The following is a 25,606-nucleotide window of genomic DNA, read 5'->3' as shown; positions in this document are numbered from 1 at the left end:
GGATGCTGAGCCTCGGTCGCCGTTCCGCGCCCATTCCCGCGTCGGGCAACGGACCTCGTCGGCGGGTCTCGGTATTCGGGGACTTGGCCGACGCGGAATCGCGATGGCGCGCGCCATCCACCCGGGATACAGCGCGATGAGTGCCCTCCACGCGTCGATCGCAGTCGATGGTCCACACTGGCTACAACCCGGCGCTGGTCGCCCTGTCGATCGGCCTCGCCGTCTTCGCGTCCTACACCGCGCTGGACCTGGGGGCGCGTATCCGCGGGCCCGTCGCGGGACCGCGCTGGCCGTGGATCGCCGGTGCCGCCCTCGCCATGGGCGGCGGCATCTGGTCGATGCACTTCGTCGGCATGCTGGCCTTCGAGATGGGCATGCCGGCCGCCTACGATATCGGCCTCACCCTCATGTCCCTCGCGATCGCCGTCGCGGTGACCGGGACCGCCTTCCTGTGGGTGGCGCGCGTCGGCGAGGGGCCGGGCGGGCTTCTCGTGGCCGGCCCCCTGATGGGTCTGGGCGTGGCCGGCATGCATTACACCGGCATGGCGGCGCTCCGGATCCCGGGCGATCTCGCCTACAGCCCGGCGGTGGTCGCGCTCTCGGTGGCGATCGCCGTGACCGCGGCGACCGCGGCCCTGTGGCTCTCCTTCCGGCAGCACGGCGTCTGGCAGAAGTTCGCCGCGGCCTGCGTCATGGGCCTCGCGGTGGCGGGGATGCACTACACCGGCATGGCCGCGGCGACGATCACCGCCGAGGCGGCCGGCGCCCACGCCGCGCACGCGGTCACCCGCATCCCCGGCCAGCAGAACCTCGCCCTCTACGTCGCCGGCGCGACGTTCCTCATCCTGTTCCTGGCGATGCTCGCCTCGTCGCTGGACCAGCAGCGCGTGCAGCGCGAGCTCCTGGCGAGCGAGGCGCGCTTCCGGGCCGCCGTGCAGGCGGTGCGCGGCGTGCTCTGGACCAACGATGCCGAGGGCCGGATGCTCGGCGAGCAGCCGGGCTGGAGCGCGATCACCGGTCAGACGCGGGACCAGTATCAGGGCTACGGCTGGGCCGACGCGGTGCATCCCGACGACATGGAGGCCTCCGTCGAGAGCTGGAACGCGACCGTCCGGGCGCGGCGCACCTACGTCCACGAGCACCGGGTCCGGTCCCGCGACGGGACGTGGCGACACTTCGCGATCCGCGCCATCCCGGTCCTCGACGCGCGGGGCGAGATCCGCGAGTGGGTCGGGGTCCACACGGACATCACCGAGCAGCGCCAGGCCGAGGCCGACCTGCGCGAATCCAACGAGGAGATCCAGCGCTACGCCTACATCGTCAGCCACGACCTGCGCGCACCGCTGGTCAACGTCATGGGATTCACGAGCGAGCTGGAGGCGACCCGGACCGAGATCGCCGCGGCCCTGCGGGGGCATCCGGAGGCGGAGCGGCTCGACGCCGATCTCGGCGAGGCGCTCGGCTTCATCAAGGCGGCGGTGAACCGGATGGAGGGGTTGATCGCCGCCATCCTGAAGCTCTCCCGCGAAGGGCGGCGACAGTTCTCGCCCGAGACCCTCGACATGACGAGCCTGCTCCGCGGCGTGGCGGACGCTCAGCGGCATCAGGCGGAGGCGGTCGGGGCCACGGTGACGATCGCCCGCGACCTGCCGGAGATCGTCGCCGACCGGCTCGCGATCGAGCAGGTCTTCGGCAACCTGCTGGATAACGCAGTGAAATACCTCGACCCGAGCCGGCCTGGACGCATCGCCGTGACCGCCAAGGCGGTGGGCGACCGCGGCGTCTGCTTCTCCGTCGCCGACAACGGTCGGGGGATCGCCGCGCGGGACCATGCCCGCGTCTTCGAGCTCTTCCGCCGGTCGGGCGCCCAGGATCGCCCGGGCGAGGGGATCGGCCTCGCCCACGTGAAGGCGCTGGTGCGCTCGTTCGGGGGCCGCATCGAGATCCGTTCAGAACTCGGTGTCGGCACGACGTTCGACGTGACCTTGCCGCACGGGACAGTTACAGCGGTCCGGATAGACCCTGAACCGGCGCCCATCGCCGCCGAATGAGCGTGGAGCCGCCCGTGCATCCCGTCAGCATCGTGATGATCGAGGATGACGAGGGACATGCGCGCCTGATCGAGCGGAACATCCGCCGCGCCGGCGTCAACAACGACATCGTGCCGTTCCGGAACGGCACTTCGGCGCTGGAATATCTGCTCGGCCCGGACGGCTCCGGCGAGGCGAGCGCCCGACGGCACCTGCTGATCCTGCTCGACCTCAACCTGCCGGACATGACCGGCCTCGACATCCTCGAGAAGGTCAAGGCGAACCCGCACACGCGGCGGTCCCCGGTGGTGGTGCTGACCACGACGGACGACAGCCGCGAGATCCAGCGCTGCTACGATCTCGGGGCCAACGTCTACATCACCAAGCCGGTGAGCTATGACGGTTTCGCGAACGCGATCCGCCAGCTCGGGCTGTTCTTCTCGGTCATGCAGGTTCCGCAGAACCCATGAACGCCGGGCGTGCCAGCGTGGGCGGCACCGCTGCGGCGGCACGCATCCTCTACATCGACGACGATCCCGGCCTCGGCCGCCTGGTCCGGCGCGCCCTGGAGGCGCGCGGCTACGCGGTCGAGCTCTGTCCCGACGGCGCCGCGGGGCTGGCGCGGCTGGCGCAGGGCGGGATCGACGCCGTCGCCCTCGACCACCACATGCCCGGACAGACGGGGCTTGACCTGCTGCCGGAGATCCGCGCGCTGCCCGAGGCGCCGCCGGTCATCTACGTGACCGGCTCCGAGGACAGCCGCGTCGCGGTGGCGGCCCTGAAGGCCGGGGCGGTGGACTACGTCTGGAAGGACGTCCAGGGCCAGTTCCGGGAACTGCTCGGCGAGGCCATCGCCACCGCCCTCCGCCAGGAGAGTCTGCGGCGCGACAAGGAGCGGGCCGAGGCCGAGATGCGCGAGGCGCGCGACCGCGCCGAGCTGCTGCTGCGCGAGGTCAACCACCGCGTGGCCAACTCCCTGGCCCTCGTCGCCGCCCTGGCGCACATGCAGCGCAACGCCGTCACGGACCCGGCCGCCAAGGCGGCGCTGGACGAGATGCAGGCCCGGATCTCGGCGATCGCCGGCATTCACCGCCGCCTCTACACGTCCGACGACGTCGAATCCGTCGAGCTCGACGCCTACCTGCAGAGCCTCGTCGAGGAGTTGCAGGCCGCCATGCGGGCGAGCGGGCGGGACCACGCGATCCGCCTCCGGGCCGCACCGGTGCGGCTCTCGACCGACAAGGCCGTGTCGGTCGGCGTGGTCGTGACCGAACTCGTGACCAACGCCTACAAGTACGCCTATCCGGTCGGCACGTCGGGCGAGATCCGCGTCGCGGTCGAGTGGGACGCCGCCGACACCGTGCTGCTCGCCGTCGAGGACGACGGCATCGGCTGGACCGGGGAGGGCGAGATCCGCGGCACCGGGCTCGGGTCGCGCATCGTGCGCGCCATGGCGTCGAACCTGCGCTCGGCCCTGTCGTACGCCCCCGGCTGTCCCGGCACCAGGGCGATCCTCGCGTTCCAGGCCTGAGCGTCGGGATCTAGCCGCCTGCGCGCCCGGCGATGCGGTCGAGGGCGTCGAGCATCGGCGCCAGGGCGTCCTCGTCGAGTTGCTGGAAGCCCAGCGCCCGGCTCATGAACAGGCCCAGGATGGCGAAATACAGGACCGAGCCCTCGCCCGGGGGAGCGCCCTCGATCCGTCCGAGCTGGTCCAGCTGATCCGCCACGAAGGCCTGGAAGTCCTTCTGCGCTTCAGGCGATTCCATCGACGCCAGGAGCAGCGCGCGCGCGGCTTCGTTGTCCTCGCAATAGTGCCCGCGGATATGCGCCACCATCGCTCTGGGAAGCTGCGACGGGCCGGCCGGTATCTCCCGCGCGCAGGCATCGATCTCCGCGCGCACGTCCGCGAGCTTGCGGGCGACCAGCGCCGCCACCAGCGCGTCCTTCGACGCGTAATGGTGCAGGACCCCGCCCTTGCTCAGCCCGGCCTCGACCGCGACCGCATCGATGGTCAGCCCGCGGACGCCCCCCTTCAGGAGAACGGCCGCGGCCGCCTCCAGGATGATCTCGGGCCGCGCCGCCAGTCGCTGTCGCTTCACCTGCATCACGGACCTGCATTAAAAACCGTCTGGACGGTATGTAACGGATGGCGTAGGAACGCGCCACGCAATTCGCACGAGTCGCGCCGACACGGTCGATCGCATGAACCGCATCGCCTTCCTTCCAACGACATCCGTTCTGCTGATGTTAACCGGGCTCGCGTCGATCGGGTACGCCCGGGCCGAGCCGGAAACGGCGCTCGATTCCGCCGTCGCGCGGGTGCGAGTTGTGCAGGCACGCCGGACGCCGCTGGCGCTCGATGTCGTGGTGACCGGCGATATCCAGGCCCAGGCGCAGGTGAACGTCTCGTTCCGGACGAACGGGAAGGTGGCCGAGCGGCGCGTCGAGGTCGGCGACCACGTCGCCGCCAATCAGGTCCTCGCCGTCCTCGAACCCCTGACGCAGCAGGCCAATCTCGACAACGCCAAGGCCGCGCTCGCTTCGGCCGAAGCGCTGCTGACACAGGCGAAGATGTCCTACGAGCGTCAGAAGCAGCTCCTCGCCGGCGGCTTCACCACCCGCTCGACCTACGACAACGCCGAGCAGGAGCTGCGCACCACCCAGGCAGCGGTCGACTCGGCCAAGGCCGCGTTGGGGACCGCGCAGGAGCAGTTCTCGTACACGGAGCTGCGCGCGGGCGTGTCCGGCGTGGTGACGAGCCGCAGCTTCGAGGTCGGCCAAGTGGTCCAGTCGGGCCAGACCGTGCTGGTCGTCGCGCAGGACGGGCCCCGCGACGCGGTCTTCAACGTCTACGAGTCGCTGCTGGCCCAGCCGCCGGCCGGCGACACCATCGCGGTGGCACTCCAGTCGGACCCGTCGGTCACCGCGATCGGGACCGTGCGGGAGATCTCGCCGACGGTGGACGCCGCGAGCGGCACGGTGCGGGTCAAGATCGGCCTCAGGTCGACGCCAGCCGCCATGGGGCTCGGCGCCGTCGTGGTCGGCCGCGGGCGCTTCGCCCCGCACGAATCCGTGATCCTGCCCTGGTCGGCGCTCTACCGCTACGACGGGAAGCCCTCCGTGTGGATCTACGATCCGGACCGCAGGACCGTCTCGGTGCGCGCGGTCGAGATCGACCGCTTCGGCCCCGACATCATCGCGCTGAAGCGCGGCGTCGATCCGGGCGAGCGCGTGGTCGTCGCCGGCATCCAGTTCCTGCGCCCCGGCCAGACGGTCGCGGCCGCCGAGATCGGAGACCGGCCATGACGGCGCGCGCGTATCTCGTCCTCGGACTCGTCGCGGCGGCGCTGGCCGGGTGCAACGGTCACGGCGAGGAGGGCGGCGAGGCCGCCGCGGCCGCTCCCGTCCGTCCGGTGCTCACGCAGTTGGTCGTGCCGAGCGACACCATCACGTTCGGGCCGTTCGCCGGCACGATCGAGCCGCGCTATCAGGCGCAGCTCGGCTTCCAGATCCCCGGCCGCATGGTGGCGCGGGACGTCACGGTCGGCGACCTCGTCACCCGGGGCCAACGCCTCGCCGCTCTCGACACCATCGTGACCCGCTTCGACCTCACCCGCGCCGAGGCCGATCTCGCCGACGCGAAGGCGCAGGCCGAGAACGCCGAGGCCGCCGAGTCGCGGACCCGGCGCCTGATGTCCGGCAACGCCGTCTCGCAGGCGACGCTCGACCAGGCGGTCGCCAAGCGCGAGACCGCCCGGGCCCGGGTGGATCAGGCGATGGCGAGCCTCCAGAAGGCCCGCGACCAGATGGGCTACACCGAGCTGAAGGCCGAGTTCGACGGCGTCGTGACCCAGCGCCTCGCCGAGGTCGGCCAAGTGCTCAGCGCCGGCCAGGGCGTCGTGACCGTGGCGCGTCCGGACGTCCGCGAGGCGGTGGTCGACATTCCCGAGACCCATACCGGGGCTCTGCCGGCGGACGGCGTGTTCACCGTGGCGCTCCAGAGCGCGCCGGAGCTGACGGCGCGCGGACGCGTCCGCGAGATCGCGCCGCTCGCCGAGTCGGGGACCCGGTCCAAGCGCATCCGGATCACCCTGGACAATCCCGGCCCGGCCTTCCGGCTCGGCGCGACCATCAACGTGTCGCTCATGCGCAAGGTCCCGCCCACCGTGCGGCTACCCGCATCGGCGCTGCTCGATGACGGCGGCCGCCGCTCCGTCTGGGTCGTGTCGCCCGACGGGAATTCGGTGTCGCGCCGCGACGTCACCGTGGCCGCGGCGCGGGACACCGCGGAGGACGGCCGCGTCGCGGTCGTCGACGGACTGAAGGCGGGCGAGCGCGTCGTGGTCGCGGGCGTCCACGTCCTCAAGGAAGGCCAGGCCGTGCGCCTGACCGACGGCGCCGTCTGATCCGGCCGCACGGGGTTTTCGCGTGAAGGACTTCAACCTTTCCGACTGGGCGCTCGAGCACCGCTCGTTCGTCTGGTTCCTGATGCTGGTCTCGCTGGTCGCGGGCCTGATGGCCTATACCCGCCTCGGCCGCGAGGAGGATCCGCCGTTCACCATCAAGACCATGGTGGTGCAGACCACGTGGCCGGGGGCGACCATCAAGGACACCCTCGATCAGGTCACCGACCGGGTCGAGAAGGAGCTCCAGCAGCTCAACGGCCTCGACTACGTCCGCAGCTACACGACGCCCGGATCGTCGACGGTGTTCGTCCAGTTCCGCGACACCCTCAAGAAGAACGAGATCCAGCCGGCCTTCTACCAGGTCCGCAAGCGGCTCGGCGACATCAAGGGCCAGTTCCCGGAGGGCGTGCAGGGTCCGTTCTTCAACGACGAGTTCGGCGACGTCTACGGCAACATCTACGCCTTCACGGCCGACGGCCTGACGCACCGGCAGCTGCGCGACTACGTCGAGAGCATCCGCACCGAGGTTCTGCGGGTGCCCAACATCGGCAAGACCCAGCTGATCGGCACGCAGGACGAGACGATCTATCTCGACTTCTCAACCCGGAAGCTCGCGGGTTACGGCATCGATTTCCAGGCCCTGATCAAGGCCCTGCAGGCGCAGAACGCGGTCTCGGCGTCGGGCGTCGTCCAGGCCGGACCGGAGCGCATCTCGCTGCGGGTCAGCGGCTCCTTCGCCTCCGAGGCCTCGCTCCAAGACTTCAACCTGCGGGTCAATGACCGCTTCTTCCGCCTCGCCGACATCGCCGAGATCAGCCGCGGCTACGAGGACCCGCCCGCGCCGCTGTTCCGGGTGGACGGCAAGCCCGCGATCGGTCTCGCCATCGCGATGCGTCCGGGCGCCAACCTGCTGCATTTCGGCGAGGCGCTGAAGGAGCGCATGCGGCGGATCGAGGCGACGCTGCCGGTGGGCGTCGGTGTCCACCTCGTGTCGGACCAGCCCAAGCAGGTCGAGCACGCGGTCGGCGGCTTCACCGAGGCGCTGGTCGAGGCCGTCATCATCGTGCTGGCGGTGAGCTTCGTCAGCCTCGGTGTCCGGGCCGGCCTCGTCGTCTCGGTGTCGATCCCGCTCGTGCTGGCGATCGTCTTCGTCGTCATGCAGATCATGGACGTCACCCTGCAGCGAATCTCCCTCGGCGCGCTGATCATCGCGCTGGGCCTCCTGGTCGACGACGCCATGATCACCGTCGAGATGATGGTGGCCCGCCTGGAGCGGGGCGACACGCTCCGGAAGGCCGCCACCTTCGCGTACACGTCGACGGCGTTCCCCATGCTGACCGGGACCCTCGTCACCGTGGCGGGCTTCCTGCCGATCGGCTTCAACGGCTCCGGCGCCGGCGAGTACACCTACTCGCTGTTCGTCGTGATCGCGGCCGCGCTGCTGGTCTCCTGGGTCGTGGCGGTCCTGTTCGCGCCGCTCGTCGGCGTCACGCTCCTGCCGAAGACCATGAGGCACCACACGGAGAAGCAGGGCATCTTCACGCGCCTGTTCGTCTGGGCGCTCCGGATCGCCATGCGCTGGCACTGGACGACGGTGGTGGCCTGCCTCGGGCTGATGGCGGCGGCCATCGTCGGGATGGGCCACGTGCAGCAGCAGTTCTTCCCGTCCTCGGACCGGTCGGAGGTGCTGGTCGACCTCACCCTGCCGCAGAACGCCACCATCGCCGAGACCCGGGCGCAGATGGACCGGTTCGAGGCGAACCTGAAGGGCGATCCGGACGTGACGAGCTGGTCGTCCTACGTCGGCGAGGGCGCGGTGCGCTTCTACCTCCCGCTCGACCAGCAGCTCGCCAACGCGTTCTTCGGCCAGATCGTCGTCGTCACGAAGTCGCTGGAGGTCCGCGACCGCGTGATGGCGCGTCTCCAGACCATCGGCCTGCGCGACTTCGTCGGCACCGACGTGCTGGTGCAGCCCCTGAGCCTCGGGCCGCCCGTGGGCCGGCCGGTGCAGTACCGCCTCAGCGGCCCGAACATGGAGACGGTGCGCCGCCTCTCGCTCGACCTCGGCAACGTGGTCGCGGCCGACAAGCGCCTCGACGTGCCGACCTTCGACTGGAACGAGCCCGGCAAGGTCCTGCGGGTCGAGATCCTCCAGGACAAGGCGCGCCAGCTCGGCGTCACCAGCCAGGACGTCGCCGGCATCCTGAACGGGATCGAGGGCGGGCAGGCGATCACCCAGGTCCGCGACTCGATCTACCTGGTGAACGTCGTCGGTCGCGCCCGCGCGGCCGAGCGGTCCTCCCTGGACACGCTGCAGTCGCTGCAGGTCGGCCTCGCCAACGGCACGGTGGTGCCGGTGCTCGCCTTCGCGCGGATCGGCTACGACCTCGAGCAGCCGATCGTCTGGCGCCGCGACCGCCTGCCGACCGTGACGGTGCGCGCCACCATCCACGACGCGACCCAGCCGGCCACCATCGTGGCCGCCCTGCAGCCCGGCATCGACGCCTTCATCAAGGCGCTCCCGGAGGGCTACACGGTGCAGACCGGCGGCGCCGTCGAGGAATCCGCCAAGGGCCAGGGCCCGATCGCCGCGGTCGTCCCGGTCATGCTGCTCGCCATGGCGTTCCTGCTGATGATGCAGCTCCAGAGCTTCGGGCGGATGCTCCTCGTCTTCGCGGTCGCGCCGCTCGGCCTGATCGGCGTCGTGCCGGCACTGCTCCTGTTCGACAAGCCGATGGGCTTCGTCGCCATCCTGGGCATCCTGGCGCTCATCGGGATCATCATCCGCAACGCGGTGATCCTGGTGAGCCAGATCGAGGAGTTCCGGGACGAGGGGATGGCGCCCTGGCAGGCGGTGTTCGAGGCGACCCACCACCGCATGCGCCCCATCCTCCTGACCGCCGCGGCGGCGAGCCTGGGCCTCATCCCCATCGCCCGCGAGGTGTTCTGGGGCCCCATGGCCTTCGCGATGATCGGCGGGATCCTGGCGGCGACGTTCCTGACGCTCCTGTTCCTGCCGGCCCTCTACATCGGCTGCTACCGCATCCGCCCGGAGGCGGGCGGCACGCCGGCGGCGCACGCCGGCTGATCGGCCGGTTCACGCGATCGCGGCGCCCGCGGGCGCTGCGAGAAACGGTCGGCCCGCCCCTCCGCCCCCTCAGGGCGGGCCGACCGTGACGATCTTTCGCGCGGGCGGGGCCGCGTCGCCGGAAACCCGGCGGGGCTCTGGCGCGTAGGGTGCGACGGAAACGAGGACCGTCCGACCCATGAACGCCTTCATCGCCGTCGTCCTGCTCTGTGCCAACGGGATCACCCAGGATGCCTGCACGGACGCCCAGGCGCTCGAAGTGCGCAAGGTCCGGGTCGCCAACGAACTCGGCTGCGCCACCGGGTGGCAGGAGATCATCGCCCGCACCGAGCTGCGCGAGGAGATCGGCAAGACCGCCTACCTGAAGACGGAGTGCCGCCGGGTGAAGGAGCCGCGGTGACGCCGGCGGCCGCTATTTCTCGTACTTGATGTAGGCGAAGCGCGGATCGGTCGGGGTTCCCTCGAGCCCCTGTCCCTCGAGGCCCGGCTGCCAGGACACGACCTCCTCGATCTTCCGGGCGAGGGCGAAGTCCTTGTCGGTGATGCCCTTGGCCGCGTGGTTCATCAGCCGGACCTCGACCCAGGCGTAGGACGCCGTGATGTCCGGATGGTGCCACGCCGCCTCGGCGAGGTGGCCGACCGTGTTGATCACCATCAGGGTGCTCTTCCAGCCGGACGTCTTGTAGGTGCGCCGGATCCACCCGTCCTCCAGCCGCCACGCGGGCAGCTCGGCCTTCAGCCGCGCCTCCACGGTCGCGTCGTCCAGTGCACCTTCGCGTCGCTCGCTCATGATCCGCGTCTCCGATGAAACCGTCGCGGCCGAGGGTGCCGCCGCGGCCGGTTGCGCGCAAGCGTGTTTGCCACGGTGGACGGAAACCGGCGTGAGCCCTATGACCTTTTGCCAATGGCGTCCGGCACGGTCGGCACTCCAGTCTGCCGCCGCTGAAGACTGCGCAATACGATGGGAGAAGGCGTGATGCTGTCACGGCGCGCGATGCTCGCCGGGGGCCTGCTCGGCGGCCTCGGCCTGCGGGCGGCGCGCGCCGACGTGCCGACGATCCGCCTCGGGAGCTTGCCCTTCGGCACGTCCACCTGGGAGGCGGCGGTGATCAAGGCCCGCGGCCTCGACACGGCCAACGGCTTCGAGCTCGACGCGGTCAAGCTCGCCGGAAACGACGCGGCCCGGATCAGCTTCATCGGCGGGCAGGTCGACACGATCATCGGCGACCTGCTCTGGGCCGCGCGCCTCGGCAACGACGGTCAGGCGGTGCGCTTCATCCCGTACTCGACCTCCGAGGGCGGCGTCATGGTGCCGGGCGGCAGCCCGGTGAGGAGCCTGAAGGACCTCGCGGGCAAGCGCCTCGGGGTGGCCGGCGGCCCCCTGGACAAGAACTGGCTGCTCCTCCGGGCACAGGCCAAGGACGCGGCCGGCATCGACCTCGAGCAGGCCGCCGAGATCGCCTACGGCGCGCCGCCGCTGATCACGCTGAAGCTGGAGCAGGGCGCCCTCGACGCGGCGCTGACCTACTGGACCTATTGCGCCCGCCTGAAGGCCAAGGGGTACCGGCAGCTCGTCGGGGCCGAGGACATCATGCACGCCCTCGGGGTCCCCGGCGACGTGGCGCTGATCGGCTACCTGTTCCAGGACGCCACCGTGAAGGAGAAGCCCGCGGCCGTGGCGGCCTTCGCCCGGGCCTCGCGGGCCGCCAAGGACATGCTCGCCTCCGATCCGAGCACGTGGCAGATCGTGCGCCCGCTGATGGCGGCGGAGGACGAGGCGACCTTCGAGGCCCTGAAGCACGATTTCCTGGCCGGCATTCCGCGCCGCTCCATCGCGGAGGAACGCGCCGACGCCGAGAAGCTCTACGCGGTGATGGCGCGGCTCGGCGGCGCCCGCCTCGTCGGCAAGGGCGACGCGCTTCCACCGGACCTCTACTACACCGGCCGCAATGGTTGAGACGCCCGCCCGGCGGGCACGCGCGTCGGCCGTCCCGAGCGACGGGACCGCATGGGCGCGCTGACCCGCCTCGCGTCCCTGGCCGTGCTCCTCGCCGCCTGGCAGATCGCCGCGCTGGAAGCGGGCTCGCGCCTGCTGCCGGCACCCCTGGCCGTGCTGCGCTTCGTCGTTCAGGAGGCGGAACGCGGCGACCTCGCCCACAACGTGGGCATGACGCTGCTCCGCGTGGCGATCTCCTTCACCGTGGCGATGGTTCTCGGCGTCATCCTCGGCGTCGCGCTCGGACGGTCCAGGGCGGCCGACCTCAACCTCGACACGCCGCTGCTAGTCCTCCTCAACACGCCGGCCCTGGTGATCACGGTCCTGGCCTATGTCTGGGTGGGGCTCACCGAGACCGCCGCGATCCTGGCGGTGGTGCTCAACAAGCTCCCGAACGTCGCGGTGATCGTGCGCGAGGGCGCGCGGAACCTCGATCCCGGGCTCGACGAGATGGCCCGCGCCTACCGGCTCGACCGGCGCAGCTGGGCCCTCGACATCCTGATCCCGCAGCTCCAGCCCTACATGGTCACGGCGGCGCGGTCGGGCCTGTCGCTCGCCTGGAAGATCGTGCTCGTGGTGGAGCTGCTCGGGCGCCCGGACGGGGTCGGCTTCGCGATCAACTACTACTTCGTCCAGAGCACCGACGTGGCGGCCATCATCGGCTACAGCCTCGTCTTCATGGCCGTGATGATCGGCATCGACGTCCTCCTGCTGCAGCGGCTCGAAGCCTATGTCCGTCGCTGGCGCTGAGCCCGTCCTCCAGGTCGCGATCGCGTCGAAATGGTACCGGCCCGCCCGGGCCGAGCCGGTCGAAGCCGTCCGCAACCTGACCTTCGGCGTCGCCGCCGGGGAGATCGTCTGCCTGATCGGGCCGTCGGGCGCCGGGAAGACCACCACCCTGCGGATCCTGCTCGGCCTCGACACGGCCTTCGAGGGCCGCGTCTCCGGCGCGGACCGCGCGGGCATCGTGTTCCAGGAGCCGCGGCTGCTGCCCTGGCGCAGCGTCGAGCACAACGTCCGCCTCGGTCTCCCCCGGCCGCGGCGCCGCCGCGACCTCGACGACCTGTTCGCGCGGCTCGGCCTGTCGGCGTGGCGGACGCGCTACCCGAAGGCCCTGTCGCTGGGCATGCAGCGGCGCGTCGCGCTGGCGCGCGCGCTGGCCGACGGGCCGCGCGTCCTCGTGCTCGACGAGCCGTTCGTGTCTCTCGACGACGCCGCCGCCGCCGAGTTGCGCGGCCTCGTGGTGGACACGGTGGACCGGGCCGGCATGAGCGTCCTGATGGTGACGCACAACGTCGCCGAGGCGATCGGGATCGCCGACCGCCTGCTGCTGGTCTCGCGGCGCCCGGCGAGCCTCATCGCCGACGTGCGCCTCGACCGGCCGCGCCGCGACCGCGACCGCGCCTGGGCCGAGACGACCCGGGCGAACCTCGCCGCGCGGCATCCCGAGATCATCGCGCAGTGACCCGCGCTGCGCCGGCCGTTCGGACGGTCCCCCGCGTCCGGATCGGGCTCTGAGGTCCGGGCCCGCCAGGCACTGAAGGATCATCCGTCTTCCGCCCCGACCTCGGCCGGTCCGATGCCGCACCCACCCTTTCCCCGCGCGGCCCGAGCGGCGTAGGATCGATCGACGGGGGTGCGCATGGCCGACCTGGACGCCAAACATCGGGCCTTCGTGGCGCTGCACGAGCGGCCGGGCGCGTTCGTCGTGGCGAACCCCTGGGACGCCGGCTCGTCGCGGATCCTGACCGCCCTCGGCTACGAGGCGCTGGCGACGACGAGCGCCGGATTCGCGTTCGCCATCGGACGGCGGGACTCGGCCGCGTCCCTGTCCCGCGACGCGATCCTGGAGAACGCCCGCGCCATCGTGGACGCGACCCACCTGCCCGTGACGGCCGATCTGGAGGACGGGTTCGGGGCCGACCCGGAAGCGTGCGCGCTGACGATCGCCCGGGCCTCCGCGATCGGGCTGGTCGGCGGGTCGATCGAGGACGCGACAGGGGACGCTGCCCGACCGATCTTCGATTTCGGTCTCGCCGTCGAGCGGGTCGCCGCCGCGGCCGAGGCCGCGCGACGGCTTCCATTCGTGCTGACCGCGCGCGCCGAGAACCACCTGTGCGGCAGGCCCGATCTCGACGACACGATCCGCCGCCTCCAGGCTTACGAGAAGGCCGGGGCGCACGTGCTCTACGCCCCCAACCTGCCGGACCTCGACGCCATCCGGACGGTCTGCGCCGCGGTGAGCCGTCCGGTGAACGTCGTCGCCGGCCTGTCGCCCCGGCAATACACGGTGGCCGAGCTGCAGGCGGTCGGCGTGAAGCGGATCAGCGTCGGCGGGTCGTTCGCGCGGGCGGCCCTCGGCGGTCTCGCGCGCGCGGCCCGGGAGGTGCTCGAGCGCGGTACCTTCACCTACGCGTCCGAGGCCATGCCGGGCAACGAGGCGAAATCCTACATGGCGGATGAGCCGCGGTAGGCGCGACCGCACGGGGTCGCTGTCCTACGGCCCGCAGCCCGGCCGCGAACGAGCGTCGATCGGCCTGGACGCCCGAGCCGCGAAGGATCGGGCGGCACGGTTTGTCATCGCGTCGAGATACGGACAAGAAGGCCGCCGCTATACCGATGCGCCCGTCGAGCCGGATCCACCGCGGTCGGCCCCGCGCATCGCGGGTCGCCGGCCCGACCGGCCGCGGCGGCCCGTCGATACCTGAGCGTCCCGATGTCCCGCGAGTCCCCTTCCGCCATCGACCTTGCACCCGCCGTCGCCGACCGATCGGCGACCGGCAACGTGGTCAGGCTGGCCGTCGCGCAGGCCCTCGCCGGGGCGAACTCGACCGTCGTGTTCGCGACGGGCGCGGTCGTCGGCAACATGCTCGCGCCCAGCCAGGTCCTGGCCACGCTGCCGATCTCGATCTTCGTCGTCGGGATGGCCGCCTGCGCCCTGCCGACCGGCAGCATCGCCAGGCGCTACGGGCGTCGCACCGTCTTCATGGTCGGCACCGGGTGCGGTGTGCTCGTCGGCGTGCTCTCGGCCTGGGCAATCGCCACGGCCAATTTCTGGCTGTTCTGCGCGGCGATGTTCTTCGGCGGCGCCTACGCCGCCGTGGTCTTCTCGTTCCGCTTCGCGGCCGCGGACTGCGTTCCGGCCGAACGGAGGCCGCGGGCGCTGTCGGCGGTCATGGCCGGCGGCGTCTTCGGCGGGGTGATCGGGCCGCAGCTCGTCACCCACACCATGAACCTGTGGCCTCCCTACCTGTTCGCGGCCACCTTCCTGGCCCAGGCGGCCGTCGCCGGTGCGGCCGCCCTCGTCCTGGCCGGCGTTCGCCTGCCGCGACCGGCCGCCGAGACCGTCGCCGGCGGGCGACCGCTGGCCGTCATTCTCGCGCAGCCGCGCTTCGGCATCGCGGTGATCTGCGGGGCCGTGTCCTACCTGCTGATGAACTTCGTCATGACGGCCGCCCCGCTGGCCATGCGCCTGTGCGGCCACGCGCAGGAGGAGGCCAATCTCGGCCTGCAATGGCACGTCATCGCCATGTACGGCCCGAGCTTCTTCACCGGGCGACTGATCACGCGCTTCGGCGCGTCCCGCGTGGTGGCAGCCGGCCTCACCCTGACGGGCGCGGCCGCGCTCGTCGGGCTCGCGGGCGCGGACGTCGGGCACTTCTGGCTGTCCCTCGTCCTCCTGGGCGTCGGCTGGAACTTCGGCTTCGTCGGCGCCTCCGCGATGGTGCTCGACTGCCATCGCCCGGAGGAGCGGACGCGGGTGCAGTCGATCAACGACTTCATCGTGTTCGGGATGGTGGCCGTAGGCTCATTCTCGTCCGGGGGCCTGCTGACGAGCTACGGCTGGGACACGGTCCTCCGGGTGTCGTTCGCGCCCCTGGCGCTGGCCGCGACGGCGCTCGCGCTCACGACCGCGCGCGGCGCGCACCGACCCGGCGGGGCGTGAGCGCGGCACCGAGGCCGGGCTCCGGCGGGTTGCCGCGGACGCGTGTCGCGACAGTCGCGGCATCGGCCGCGCGATCTCAGGCCCCGCGGGCTCCGTTCGGATCCTCGGTCTCCGGCAGGGCGACGTAGATCAGCACGCCGAGCACCGTCATGGCGAAACGGAAGGCGGATTGCTGGCCGTTCCAGGTCTTCGACATCCACATGCCGAACCACTCGCCGCCGATGCCCAGGAAGCCGGCCTGCCAGACCAGGAAGCCGAGGCTCAGGCCGGCGATCGCCCAGGTCTTGGCCTTGGCGAAGTCGCCGCGCGGGGCGCGCAGCCGCGCGAGCATCAGCGCGACGCCGACCCAGAGCAGGACCGCCGTCACGGCCTCAGCGGCGACGATCAGCGTGAAGGCACCGCGCTGCAGAGCCGGATCGGTGATCGAGCGGTCGCCGATCCCGGAATCCGGCAGGATCGTATCCATCGACAGGACGTGCTGCACGAAGGCGAGGTTGACGGCCGGCTCCACGACGTTGCCGTACACGACCAGCGTGCAGGTCAGCGCCAGGGCGCCCACGAGGGCGGCCTTCGAGAGGCGGATGGCGAGCATGAACGGCCCTCCTGACACGCGGGCGTCGGCACCGGATTGGCCCCGGACAGGGCTCAACCGGTGGCCGGCGGCCCTCAGTTCGCCTTCGCCTCGACCTCGAGCCGGTCGAGGACGGCCGCCGGCGAGCGCGCCGCGCCGAGGTCGATGAAGCCGATGCCGGCCGGCTCCTTGGACTTCGCGTGCACCACGAGCTTGCCGGGCTTCATCACGAACTGGCCCATGGCGGCGCCGATGCCCTTGGCGGCCGCGCTGTTGCCGAGGATGATCGGCACGCCGAGCAGGCTGGCGGTGACGTATTCCTTGCGCAGCTCGTCCGGCTTGAGGCTGAGATCCTTCGACTGCGCGGCCAGGAAGCGCTCGAACAGGCCGGCATTCTCCACCGTCAGGTCGAGGGTCTTGGCGCTCCCCGAGAACATCACCATCGTCGCCGCCGGCAGGGTGCCGGAGAACAGCTCGGGCCCGATGCCTCCGAGCGTGCCGGACAGGCGGACCGTGCCGATGTCGCGCCCGGAAATCGTGACCTCGCGCAGGGCAAGGTCGCGGGCCTTCTCGTCCAGGCTCGCGTCGGCCACGAGGTTGAGGTCGAGGTCCCGGTAGCCGTAAGCCGGCAGCAGGCCGACGAGCGGCGCACCCGCGAGCAGGTCGGCGGGCATGCTCAGGCCGGTGAGGCTGATCCGGGTCGCGCTGGGCACGCCCTCGGTCATCGGGCCGAAGGCCAGGGCCGCCTCGCGCAGGCCGATGCGGGGGGCCGGCCGCGGCGACACCGTGACCGCGAGGGGATCCCCGGTCTTGTCGGCCGGCCTGGGCTGCTCGGGCGTCCGCGCCGACCGGCCCGGCTCGGGCAGCGCGCCGCGAACCGGGGGCCGGACGTCGCGGGGCGGCGCCCGCTCGGGCTCGGCCTCGGGCGGCAGATCGATCGACAGGTCGGTGAGGGTGAGCGTGCCGAGCTTCGGCGTCAGGCGACGCAGCTCGACGTCGGAGAAGTCGGTCCCGCCCGTCGGCTCGGCGGCGATGCCCTGGAGGGTCGCGACGGTGGGCGCCAGGGAGGTCCCCAGCGCGGCGACGCGGCCGACATGGATCCGCAGGGCGCCGCGGGTCATCGACAGGTTGTCCAGCGTGGTGCCTCCCTCCGAGCCCGCGGAGGTGTAGGCGGCCCGGCCGATCTCGAACAGCACCGGCCCCTTCGGATCGGTGTCGCTGACGCTCAGGCCCTGCATCTCCAGGCTGCCGACCGAGGTGGCGTCGATGAGATCGGCGGCGGCCGCCGCCAGCGGGCGCCGGTCGCTGGTGCCGTCGAAGCCGTTGGCCACGATGGCGAAGGCGCCGCCCCAGCCGTCCGGGACCTGCCGGCCGCCGAGGTCGCGGCCGTCGAGGCGGGCGATCTTCACGGTGGTGCCGCGCGCGTCCGAGTAGGTGACGTCCGAGACCTGGATGGTGCCGTAGACGCGCTGGACCGGCCCCTTGCCGTCGCCCGGCACCGTGTAGAGCCGGCTGAGCGCCGCGAGATCCAGGTCCGTAGCGCGCACCTGACCGTAGGTCCCGGAGCCGCGGTTCGGCCCCGCGACGGAGCTGACCGTCGCGCCGGCCGCCGTCAGCTCGCCGACGCGGCCGGCGCGGATGTCGCGGGCGACCACGTCGCGGTAGGTGACGGTCTGGCGGTTGTCGCCGGGACCCGCGTTCTCAGAGGTGAGGACCGGGACGGTCAGGCTGCCGGCATCGAGCCGGGCGAGACGCTGCTCCCAGGGCACGCTGGAATCGGGCCGCAGGATCGCCGCGAGGTCCTCCTTGGAGAGGCGCGTGCCGCTCGCCGTCAGCTTTGGGGCCCTCAGCAGCGTGCCGCCGAGCGGGATCACCACGTCGCTGACCGTCACGTCCTGGACGGCTGCGGCGCCCTCCTGCGCGGCGAGCGGCGCCGGCGCGAGGCCGAGGAGGGCCAGCATGGCGGCCGTCGCCCAGGCCGACCGGAGGCGGAGACGGGCCTTCGGGTGGTTCATGGCAGGTCCGGACCAAGGCTCTCGCGGGAATGCCTTAGCCGTGCCGCGTTTTGCCGGGCGAGGCAATCGCGCGCGCCGGCCCGGGCGATCGAGCCGGGACCGGTGTCGTACGGACGCAACGGCGCGGCGGCGCCGCGCCGGGCGCTACAACGAGAAGGAGGTGCCGCAGCCGCAGGAGGCGGTGGCGAGCGGGTTCTCGATCTTGAAGGACTGCCCGATCAGATCGTTCACGAAATCGATGGTCGAGCCGCTCATGTACTCGAGCGAGACCGGATCGACGATCACGGTGGCGCCGTCGCGCTCGATCGCGACGTCCTGCGACTCCCGGGCGCGGGTTATGTCGAAGGCGTACGAGAAGCCCGAGCAGCCGCCGCCGTTGACGCTGATCCGCAGCGACGAGCCGGCCGGCTCCGCCACCATGATCTCGTTGATGCGCTTGGCCGCGCGGGCGGTCAGGGTGATCTCAGCCATCGGTCTCTGGCCACGCATTCGTTCGGTGGACGGCGCGCCCGGCCCGTTGCCGAAGGCGCCCTGACCCACAAGATATGGGCCGCAAGCCCGCGCCGCAACGCGCCGGGCGGGGAGCCGTCATGAGCAGGGTGCGTGAGTTCGAGAGCGGATGCCGTGCGACCGAGCGGTGAGCGCTGGCGCGCGCCCTACGCCACCGACCCGGCCCGCACCCGGGGACGCCTGATCCCGGAGGCCGGCTCGCCGACCCGCAGCGACTTCCAGCGCGACCGGGACCGGATCATCCACTCGACGGCGTTCCGGCGTCTGAAGCACAAGACGCAGGTCTTCGTGCATCACGAGGGCGATCATTACCGCACCCGCCTGACCCACACGCTGGAGGTGAGCCAGATCGGCCGGGCGCTCGCCCGCGCCCTCGGGCTCGACGAGGATCTCGCGGAGGCGCTGGCGCTCAGCCACGACCTCGGCCACACCTGCTTCGGCCATACCGGCGAGGACGCCCTCGACGCCTGCATGGCCCGCTACGGCGGGTTCGACCACAACGCCCAGGCGCTGCGGATCGTCACCCGGCTGGAGCGGCGCTACGCCGGCTTCGACGGGCTGAACCTCGCCTGGGAGACGCTGGAGGGCCTCGTCAAGCACAACGGTCCGCTGCTCACCGCGGACGGCCGGCCGACGCCCCGCTACGCCGCCCGCGGCATCCCGGCGGCGATCCTGGAACACGACGCGCTGAACCCCCTCGACCTGTGGAGCCAGGCCGGCCCCGAGGCCCAGGCCGCCTCCCTGGCGGACGACATCGCCTACGCCGCCCACGACCTCGACGACGGGCTGCGCGCCGGGCTGTTCGAGATCCCGGAGCTGCGGGCGGTCCCGTTCCTGGCCGGGCTGCTCGACGAGATCGACCGCCTGCATCCGGGCCTGGAGCCGTCGCGGATGATCCACGAGCTCGCCCGGCGGGTGATCACCCGCTTCGTCGAGGACGTCATCCGCGAGGGCGGCCGCCGCATCGCCGAGGCGGATCCGCATCGCGTCGAGGACATCCGGACCGCGGATCAGCCGGTCATCGTCTTCTCGCCGGAGATCGCGGCGGCCGACGCCGACATCATGCGCTTCCTGTGGGAGCGGATGTACCGGCATCCCGGGGTGGTGGCGGTGCGAAAGAAGGCCGACACCATCGTCAACGACCTGTTCGCCGCCTTCACCGCGGCGCCGGCCCGGATGCCGGAGGAGTGGAGCGCCGGGCTCGAAGGGGCCGCCGAGGCCCGCGTCGCCCGCCGGGTCGCCGACTACATCGCCGGCATGACCGACACCTACGCGGTCCTGGCGCACCGCAAGCTCTACGCGACGACGCCGGACCTCCACTGGGAGCTGCCCAGCCGGGGCCTGCCCCTCGCCGAGCCCTGAGGGCCCGGCGCGGGTCGGCCTTGTGTCAGCAGCCGCAGCCGCAGGTGAAGCTGCCGTAGCACCCGCCGTAGCCGTAGCCACCGTAGCCGGCGGGATAGGCGTAGCCGTAACCGCCGTAAGCGGCCGGGTAGCCGTAGCCGTAGCCGCCATAACCGTAGCCGCCGTAGACGCTGCCGGCGGCGAGCCCGAGCCCGAGGCCGATCCCCGCGCCGGCCAGCCCGTAGCCGAGGGCCCGACCGTAGCCGCCACGATAGCCGTAACCGTAGCCGCGCCCGTAGAAGCCGCGGGCCACGTAGCCGCCGCGGTAGCCGTAGCCGCCCCGGTAACCGCCGCGGAAGCCGCCGCCGTAGAATCCGCCGCCATGGAATCCGCCACCGCGGAACCCGCCCGCCTCGGCACTCGGCGCGGCCAGGATGAGCGCGCAGAGCGCCGTGCCCGCAATCGTCAAGGTCTTCATCAGTAACTCCGCGATCGGCCTACTCACGATCGCCGACGATGACACCGTGTCGTCTCGATCGAGACAAGACGGACACTGGGCGATCCGTATTCGTCGCGCGGGATAACCCGTCGGCGACGCGCACGTGGTTACCGGAGCGATGCCGCGACCGCGGATTCCGCGGGGTCGGTGCGCGGCCCCGCGCCGTGACACCCTCCCGCCCCCTTGCTAGACCGCCGGGGCGGGCGCAGGCCGGACGGGCCGGGCGACGAGACCCCCGCGCGAGCGAGATCGAGACCCATGAACATCTTCGCCCTGTTCGAGGCGCGCGTGCGCGAGGCCGTGGAGGCGCTGACCCGCGCCGGCCACCTGCCCGAGGGCCTCGACCTGGGCCGCGTGGTCGTCGAGCCGCCCCGCGACGCGTCGCACGGCGACCTCGCCACGAACGCCGCCCTGGTGCTCGCCAAGGAGGCGCGGGCCAACCCGAAGGCGCTGGGCGAGGCCCTGGCGGCCGAGCTCCGCGCGGATCCGCGGATCGTCGAGGCGAGCGTCGCCGGACCGGGCTTCATCAACCTGCGGCTCGACCCCGCGATCTTCCACGCGGTCGTGCGCGACGCGCTGACCGCGCCGGAGGCGTTCGGCCGCGCGCAGCTACCCGGCGGCACCATCAACGTCGAGTACGTGTCGGCGAACCCGACGGGGCCGATGCATGTCGGCCACGGCCGCGGCGCGGTGTTCGGCGACGCCCTGTGCAACCTGCTGGTCGCTGCTGGCCGGCAGGTGACGCGGGAATACTACATCAACGACGCCGGCGCGCAGGTCGACGTGCTGGCCCGCTCCGCCTTCCAGCGCTACCGCGAGGCCCTGGGCGAGACCTTCGCGATCTCGGAAGGCCTCTACCCGGGCGACTACCTCAAGCCCGTGGGCGCCCAGCTGGCCGAGACCCACGGCCGCGCGCTCCTCGACCTGCCCGAGGCCGAGTGGCTGCCCGCGGTGCGCGCGACCGCGCTCGGCATGATGATGGACATGATCCGGGCCGACCTGGAGGCGATCGGCATCCGCCACGACGTGTTCTTCTCCGAGCGCACGCTCCAAGAGAGCGGGGCCGTGAAGTCCCTGCTCGCGGAGCTGCGCGCCAAGGGCCTCGTCTACGAGGGCCGCCTCCCGCCGCCCAAGGGGCAGCTGCCCGAGGACTGGGAGGACCGCGAGCAGACGCTGTTCCGCACCAAGGAATTCGGCGACGACAGCGACCGGCCGCTGCTGAAGTCGGACGGCTCGTACACGTACTTCGCCTCCGACATCGCCTACCACCGCGCCAAGTACCTCGCCGGCGCGACCGAGCTGATCGACGTCCTCGGCGCCGATCACGGCGGCTACGTGAAGCGCATGCAGGCCGCCGTGAAGGCGGTCAGCGACGGCAAGGCCACGCTCGACGTCAAGCTCTGCCAGCTGGTGCGGCTGTTGCGCGCAGGCGAGCCCGTCAAGATGTCGAAGCGGGCCGGCGAGTTCGTGACCCTGCGCGACGTGATCGACGAGGTCGGCCGCGACGCGATCCGGTTCATGATGCTCTACCGGAAGAACGACGCGACCCTGGATTTCGACCTCGCCAAGGTGGTGGAGCAGTCGAAGGACAACCCGGTCTTCTACGTCCAGTACGCCCATGCCCGCGTCCGCTCGGTGCAGCGGCAGGCGCGCGAGGCCTTCCCGGACGCCGCCCTCTCGGCCGCCGCGCTGGCCCGCGAGGCGGACCTCGCCGTGCTGAGCGATCCGGGCGAGATCGAGATGATGCGCCTGATCGCGCAGTACCCGCGGGTCCTCGAATCCGCCGCCCTGGCGCACGAGCCGCACAGAATCGCCTTCCATCTCTATGAACTCGCCTCGGCGCTGCATAGTTTCTGGAACAAGGGCAAAGACTTGCCGCAATTACGGTTTGTTAATGCAACCGACCGAAAGTCGACGTGGGCCCGGCTGGCGCTCGTCGAAGCTCTGCGGAGCACGCTGGCGGCCGGCCTTGCGATTCTCGGTGTGACCGCGCCGGACGAGATGCGATAGGCCCGGGTGCATCGGGCCGGTCTTCGGCGTTGATGTGAGGATGCTGCCATGACGAACGCTTCGCGCGCTCAGGTCGATTTGGACGCCCTCGCGCGCGATCTGCGTCAGGAGCAGGGCCAGGCGCCGCAGGCGTCCGGCAAGGCCGACCCGCTGGCGGAACTCGCCCGCATCGTCGGCCAGGACGATCCGTTCCGGGCGCTGCTCGCCGCCCGCGACGAGATGCGCGCCGTCGCGCCCGCCGCGCCGCAGCAGGCCGGCTGGAATGCTCGGGTCGAGCCGAGCTTCGCTCCGGAGGCCGCCAAGGGCACCCCGGCCGACGCGTTCGACCAGTACCTCGCCTCCGTGGAGCAGGACACGCACCGCGAGGGCGCCGGCTACGCCCCGGAGAACGGCCCGACCTCGACCGGCGACGAGGAGACCTACGCGGACAGCCGCGCGCTGCGTCGCGCCAATCCGCGGCGGCGCCTCGTCTCGGTGGGCGCCGGCGTGGCCGTGGTGGCGATCGCCGTCACCGGGGCGCTCACCTACAAGGGCCTGAGCAACTCGGGCCACGGCGGCGTGCCGGTGGTCCAGGCCGATTCCACGCCCCTCAAGGTCGCCCCGAAGGTCGCCGACGGCGTCGAGATCCCGGATCAGAACCGGCAGATCTACGATCCGAAGGGCAAGAAGGACGGCCAGATCAAGATCGTGAACCGCGAGGAGCAGCCCCTCGACGTGGCCGAGGCCGCGAAGGCGGCCCAGGGCCCGTCGCAGCCGACCGGCGCCCAGGGCGGCACGACGCCGGGCAACGGCCCGTTCGAGGCGTTCGGCGAGCCGCGCCGCGTCCGCACCGTCGCGGTCAAGCCCGAGGCGCCGCCCGCGCCGCCGCCGCGCGAGCAGCAGGCCGCCGATGCCGGGCCGGCCCCGATCCCCACCATGGTCCTGCCGAGCGACGAGGCGCCGGCCTCGCCGCCCGCGAAGTCCAGGCCCGTCCGCCAAACCGCCACCGCCATGCCGGCGACCACGGCCACGCCCGTCGACGCGCAGCCGGAAGCCGCGGTCGAGCAGCCGGCGCCCAAGCCGGTCGCGGTGAAGCCGCCGCCGAAGGCGGCCCAGCGCATCGCCGCCGTCGCGCCGGGCGGCGCGGCCGCGCCCGACACCACCGCCAGCACCGCGACCGACGACGACGCCGTGAAGTCCGGCCCGGTGACCGGCTTCTCGGTGCAGCTCGGGGTGCGCAGCTCCGCCGCCGAGGCCAAGGCCGCGTTCCGCCAGATGCAGGCCAAGTACGCGCAGCTCGCCGGCAAGCCCGAGCTGATCCGGCAGGCCGAGGTCAACGGCAAGACGATCTACCGCGTCCGCGTCGGGCCGCTGGAGAAGGCCCAGGCCGCGAGCCTGTGCAGTGCCCTGCAGGGCGAGGGCGGTCAGTGCTTCGTGGCCAAGAACTGACATCCTGACGGCCCATCGCGGACGGGACGGCGTGCCCGACCGCGGTGATCCGCGTCGCCCGTCCGACCGAGTCTCCACGGCAACACGGTCGGTGCGATCGACCCGGCCCGCGCCCCGGGGCCGCGGTTTGGTCTTGCCGGCTCCCCGTTCCCGCCCGACTCTGTCGCCATCGATTCGAGCCGCCCGGCGGTCCCGCCGCCGTACTCGCGCCGTCACCGAGCTGTTTCCGAGCCGATCCAGATGACCTCCCGTGCCCTGATCCTCGGCTGCACCGGCCCGTCGCTCACGGCGGAGGAGATGGCCTTCTTCCGGGACGTGAAGCCCTGGGGCTTCATCCTGTTCAAGCGGAACGTCGGGACCCCCGACGAGGTCCGCGCCCTCACCGGCGCGCTCCGGGACTGCGTCGGGTCCGACCGGGCGCCGATCCTGATCGACCAGGAAGGCGGCCGGGTCCAGCGCATGGGTCCGCCCCACTGGCCGGCCTACCCGGCCGGAGGCCGCTACGGCCGACTGAACGGCAGCGCCGCGACGGTCGCCCGCCTCGGGGCGCGCCTGATGGCGCACGACCTCGCGCAGGTCGGCATCAACGTCGACTGCGCTCCCGTCCTCGACGTGCCGGCGCCGGGCTCGCACGACATAATCGGCGACCGGGCCTACGGGACGAGCCCGGAGCGCGTCGCCGAGATCGGCCGCGCCGTCGCCGAGGGCCTGATGGCCGGCGGCGTGCTGCCGGTGATGAAGCACATCCCCGGGCACGGGCGCGCCACCTGCGACAGCCACCACGGCCTCCCGGTGGTCGACGCCACCCGCGCGGATCTCGCCGGGCAGGATTTCCGGACCTTCCGGGCCCTCGCCGACCTGCCGATGGCGATGAGCGCGCACGTCGTCTTCACCGCCATCGATCCGGACCGGCCGGCCACGCAGTCGGCCACCGTCATCCGCGACATCATCCGCGGCGCCATCGGGTTCGACGGCCTGCTGATGACCGACGACCTGTCCATGCACGCGCTGACCGGCACGTTCCGCGACCGGACAGAGCGCGCCTTCGCGGCCGGGATCGATATCGGGCTCCACTGCAACGGCGCGATGGACGAGATGCGCGCCGTGGCCGAGGCGGCGCCCGAACTGACGGGCGAGGCCGCGCGCCGCGCCGCCGCCGCGCTGGCGCGGCTCGACCCCGCCGGCGACGGGCTCGACGTCGCGGAAGCCCGCGACCGCTTCGCCGCGGCGCTCGCCGCCGCCTGACCTGAGACACCTTGCGGCCTTCCACCGCGGCCTTCCACCGGCCGTGGCATCGCCTCTGCTTGTGTTCGGGCGGCGCGATCCCTAGGTTCGCCCCGAAATCCTCAACCGGACGTGGCGTCACGCTCCCGCTTCTTCGGGGCGCCCGCAGGAGGTTGCCATGGGCAGCATGAGTATCTGGCACTGGGTCATCGTCGCGGTCATCGTGATGCTGCTCTTCGGGCGCGGCAAGGTGTCCGACCTGATGGGCGACGTCGCGAAGGGCATCAAAGCCTTCAAGAAGGGCATGGCCGAGGACGAGACCCCGCCGGCGGCCCAGGCCGCGCCGCCCCCGGCCGAGCCGGTCCGCACCATCCCGCATGCCGCCGAGACCAGCCCCGGCACCGCGATCCCGGCGAGCCATCTCCCCAGCGGCGAGCGCAAGCCGGTCTGACGGCGAGCTTGACTGTAGGACTGTCAGAGCGCGCGCGCTCGTGTAGAGCCTGACGGGGTCCGGCCGCCGTGCCGGATCTCGGGGCAGCAGG

23 protein-coding genes are annotated in these 25,606 nt (G+C 72.0%); 17 read left to right on the top strand and 6 right to left on the bottom strand.

The window, feature by feature from the left end; genetic code table 11:
* Positions 1–167: 167 nt before the first annotated feature.
* The 3 genes from LOK46_RS15105 to LOK46_RS15095 are packed head-to-tail and all read left to right on the top strand — an operon-like array spanning position 168 to position 3,561.
* Positions 168–2,051: an MHYT domain-containing protein gene (locus LOK46_RS15105; RefSeq protein WP_273564518.1), complete on the top strand. Its 1,884-nt coding sequence runs from the start codon at positions 168–170 to the stop codon at positions 2,049–2,051.
* On the top strand, positions 2,048–2,500 hold the full coding sequence (locus LOK46_RS15100) for a response regulator (protein ID WP_273564517.1): 453 nt from the start codon (positions 2,048–2,050) through the stop codon (positions 2,498–2,500). Before LOK46_RS15105 ends, LOK46_RS15100 begins: the two co-directional genes overlap by 4 nt.
* On the top strand, positions 2,497–3,561 hold the full coding sequence (locus LOK46_RS15095; RefSeq protein ID WP_273564516.1) for a sensor histidine kinase: 1,065 nt from the start codon (positions 2,497–2,499) through the stop codon (positions 3,559–3,561). The genes LOK46_RS15100 and LOK46_RS15095 overlap by 4 nt, the downstream gene beginning before the upstream one ends.
* 10 nt (positions 3,562–3,571) lie before the next feature.
* Here the strand turns inward: LOK46_RS15095 and LOK46_RS15090 are convergent, their stop codons facing one another.
* Positions 3,572–4,135 carry a TetR/AcrR family transcriptional regulator gene (locus tag LOK46_RS15090; RefSeq protein ID WP_273564515.1) on the bottom strand — a complete coding sequence of 188 codons (564 nt, stop codon included), beginning with the start codon at positions 4,133–4,135 and terminating at the stop codon, positions 3,572–3,574.
* Between the two features lie 139 nt (positions 4,136–4,274).
* Here LOK46_RS15090 and LOK46_RS15085 point away from each other — a divergent pair, with 139 nt between their 5' ends.
* The 4 genes from LOK46_RS15085 (at position 4,275) to LOK46_RS15070 (ending at position 9,924) form a co-directional block, all read left to right on the top strand.
* The gene (locus tag LOK46_RS15085) at positions 4,275–5,336 is read left to right on the top strand and encodes an efflux RND transporter periplasmic adaptor subunit (protein ID WP_273564514.1); all 1,062 of its coding nucleotides are present in this window, start codon (positions 4,275–4,277) and stop codon (positions 5,334–5,336) included.
* The gene (locus tag LOK46_RS15080; protein WP_273564513.1) at positions 5,333–6,436 is read left to right on the top strand and encodes an efflux RND transporter periplasmic adaptor subunit; all 1,104 of its coding nucleotides are present in this window, start codon (positions 5,333–5,335) and stop codon (positions 6,434–6,436) included. Before LOK46_RS15085 ends, LOK46_RS15080 begins: the two co-directional genes overlap by 4 nt.
* Before the next feature lie 22 nt (positions 6,437–6,458).
* The gene (locus LOK46_RS15075) at positions 6,459–9,524 is read left to right on the top strand and encodes an efflux RND transporter permease subunit (RefSeq protein ID WP_273564512.1); all 3,066 of its coding nucleotides are present in this window, start codon (positions 6,459–6,461) and stop codon (positions 9,522–9,524) included.
* Positions 9,525–9,702: 178 nt separating this feature from the next.
* Positions 9,703–9,924 (top strand): hypothetical protein, encoded by a 222-nt coding sequence (locus LOK46_RS15070; protein WP_273564511.1) that lies wholly within the window; start codon positions 9,703–9,705, stop codon positions 9,922–9,924.
* A 12-nt stretch (positions 9,925–9,936) separates the two neighbouring features.
* Here LOK46_RS15070 and LOK46_RS15065 read toward each other — a convergent pair whose 3' ends face one another.
* On the bottom strand, positions 9,937–10,314 hold the full coding sequence (locus tag LOK46_RS15065) for a 4a-hydroxytetrahydrobiopterin dehydratase (protein WP_020092026.1): 378 nt from the start codon (positions 10,312–10,314) through the stop codon (positions 9,937–9,939).
* Between the two features lie 186 nt (positions 10,315–10,500).
* Here LOK46_RS15065 and LOK46_RS15060 point away from each other — a divergent pair, with 186 nt between their 5' ends.
* The 5 genes from LOK46_RS15060 (at position 10,501) to LOK46_RS15040 (ending at position 15,466) form a co-directional block, all read left to right on the top strand.
* Entirely contained in the window at positions 10,501–11,481 is a 981-nt protein-coding gene (locus LOK46_RS15060; RefSeq protein ID WP_273564510.1) for an ABC transporter substrate-binding protein, read from the top strand.
* A gap of 51 nt (positions 11,482–11,532) precedes the next feature.
* A complete protein-coding gene (locus LOK46_RS15055; protein ID WP_273564509.1) occupies positions 11,533–12,270 on the top strand; it encodes an ABC transporter permease in 738 nt (245 codons plus the stop codon).
* The gene (locus LOK46_RS15050) at positions 12,251–12,985 is read left to right on the top strand and encodes an ABC transporter ATP-binding protein (RefSeq protein ID WP_273564508.1); all 735 of its coding nucleotides are present in this window, start codon (positions 12,251–12,253) and stop codon (positions 12,983–12,985) included. Before LOK46_RS15055 ends, LOK46_RS15050 begins: the two co-directional genes overlap by 20 nt.
* A 177-nt stretch (positions 12,986–13,162) precedes the next feature.
* Positions 13,163–13,993, top strand: a complete 831-nt coding sequence (locus LOK46_RS15045) for an isocitrate lyase/PEP mutase family protein (protein WP_273564507.1) — start codon at positions 13,163–13,165, stop codon at positions 13,991–13,993.
* Positions 13,994–14,236: 243 nt separating this feature from the next.
* Positions 14,237–15,466, top strand: coding sequence for an MFS transporter (locus LOK46_RS15040; RefSeq protein WP_273564506.1), 1,230 nt, complete (start codon positions 14,237–14,239; stop codon positions 15,464–15,466).
* A 76-nt stretch (positions 15,467–15,542) separates the two neighbouring features.
* On the opposite strand, the gene LOK46_RS15035 is transcribed toward LOK46_RS15040, so the two are convergent.
* The 3 genes from LOK46_RS15035 to LOK46_RS15025 all read right to left on the bottom strand — a co-directional run bounded on the left by LOK46_RS15035 (position 15,543) and on the right by LOK46_RS15025 (position 18,523).
* On the bottom strand, positions 15,543–16,058 hold the full coding sequence (locus tag LOK46_RS15035) for a DUF2165 family protein (protein ID WP_273564505.1): 516 nt from the start codon (positions 16,056–16,058) through the stop codon (positions 15,543–15,545).
* Between the two features lie 74 nt (positions 16,059–16,132).
* Positions 16,133–18,052 carry a hypothetical protein gene (locus tag LOK46_RS15030; RefSeq protein ID WP_273564504.1) on the bottom strand — a complete coding sequence of 640 codons (1,920 nt, stop codon included), beginning with the start codon at positions 18,050–18,052 and terminating at the stop codon, positions 16,133–16,135.
* Between the two features lie 144 nt (positions 18,053–18,196).
* Positions 18,197–18,523 (bottom strand): HesB/IscA family protein, encoded by a 327-nt coding sequence (locus LOK46_RS15025; RefSeq protein ID WP_273564503.1) that lies wholly within the window; start codon positions 18,521–18,523, stop codon positions 18,197–18,199.
* Positions 18,524–18,676: 153 nt separating this feature from the next.
* Between LOK46_RS15025 and LOK46_RS15020 the strand changes: the two genes are divergently transcribed.
* The gene (locus LOK46_RS15020) at positions 18,677–19,924 is read left to right on the top strand and encodes a deoxyguanosinetriphosphate triphosphohydrolase (RefSeq protein WP_273564502.1); all 1,248 of its coding nucleotides are present in this window, start codon (positions 18,677–18,679) and stop codon (positions 19,922–19,924) included.
* Between the two features lie 25 nt (positions 19,925–19,949).
* Here the strand turns inward: LOK46_RS15020 and LOK46_RS15015 are convergent, their stop codons facing one another.
* The gene (locus LOK46_RS15015; protein WP_273564501.1) at positions 19,950–20,381 is read right to left on the bottom strand and encodes a hypothetical protein; all 432 of its coding nucleotides are present in this window, start codon (positions 20,379–20,381) and stop codon (positions 19,950–19,952) included.
* 279 nt (positions 20,382–20,660) lie between these two features.
* On the opposite strand from LOK46_RS15015, the gene argS reads away from it, so the two are divergent.
* The 4 genes from argS to LOK46_RS14995 all read left to right on the top strand — a co-directional run bounded on the left by argS (position 20,661) and on the right by LOK46_RS14995 (position 25,515).
* Positions 20,661–22,412 (top strand): arginine--tRNA ligase, encoded by a 1,752-nt coding sequence (gene argS, locus LOK46_RS15010; RefSeq protein ID WP_273564500.1) that lies wholly within the window; start codon positions 20,661–20,663, stop codon positions 22,410–22,412.
* Between the two features lie 48 nt (positions 22,413–22,460).
* Positions 22,461–23,840 carry an SPOR domain-containing protein gene (locus LOK46_RS15005; RefSeq protein WP_273564499.1) on the top strand — a complete coding sequence of 460 codons (1,380 nt, stop codon included), beginning with the start codon at positions 22,461–22,463 and terminating at the stop codon, positions 23,838–23,840.
* Positions 23,841–24,080: 240 nt separating this feature from the next.
* Positions 24,081–25,085, top strand: a complete 1,005-nt coding sequence (gene nagZ, locus LOK46_RS15000; protein ID WP_273564498.1) for a beta-N-acetylhexosaminidase — start codon at positions 24,081–24,083, stop codon at positions 25,083–25,085.
* Between the two features lie 157 nt (positions 25,086–25,242).
* Positions 25,243–25,515, top strand: coding sequence for a twin-arginine translocase TatA/TatE family subunit (locus tag LOK46_RS14995; protein WP_273564497.1), 273 nt, complete (start codon positions 25,243–25,245; stop codon positions 25,513–25,515).
* The last annotated feature ends 91 nt before the right edge of the window (positions 25,516–25,606 follow it).

The sequence above is a fragment of the Methylobacterium sp. NMS14P genome (assembly GCF_028583545.1).
Classification (GTDB): Bacteria; Pseudomonadota; Alphaproteobacteria; order Rhizobiales; family Beijerinckiaceae; genus Methylobacterium.
Note: the sequence above shows the minus strand (reverse complement) of the source record. Positions and strands in the feature narration are given on the sequence as shown.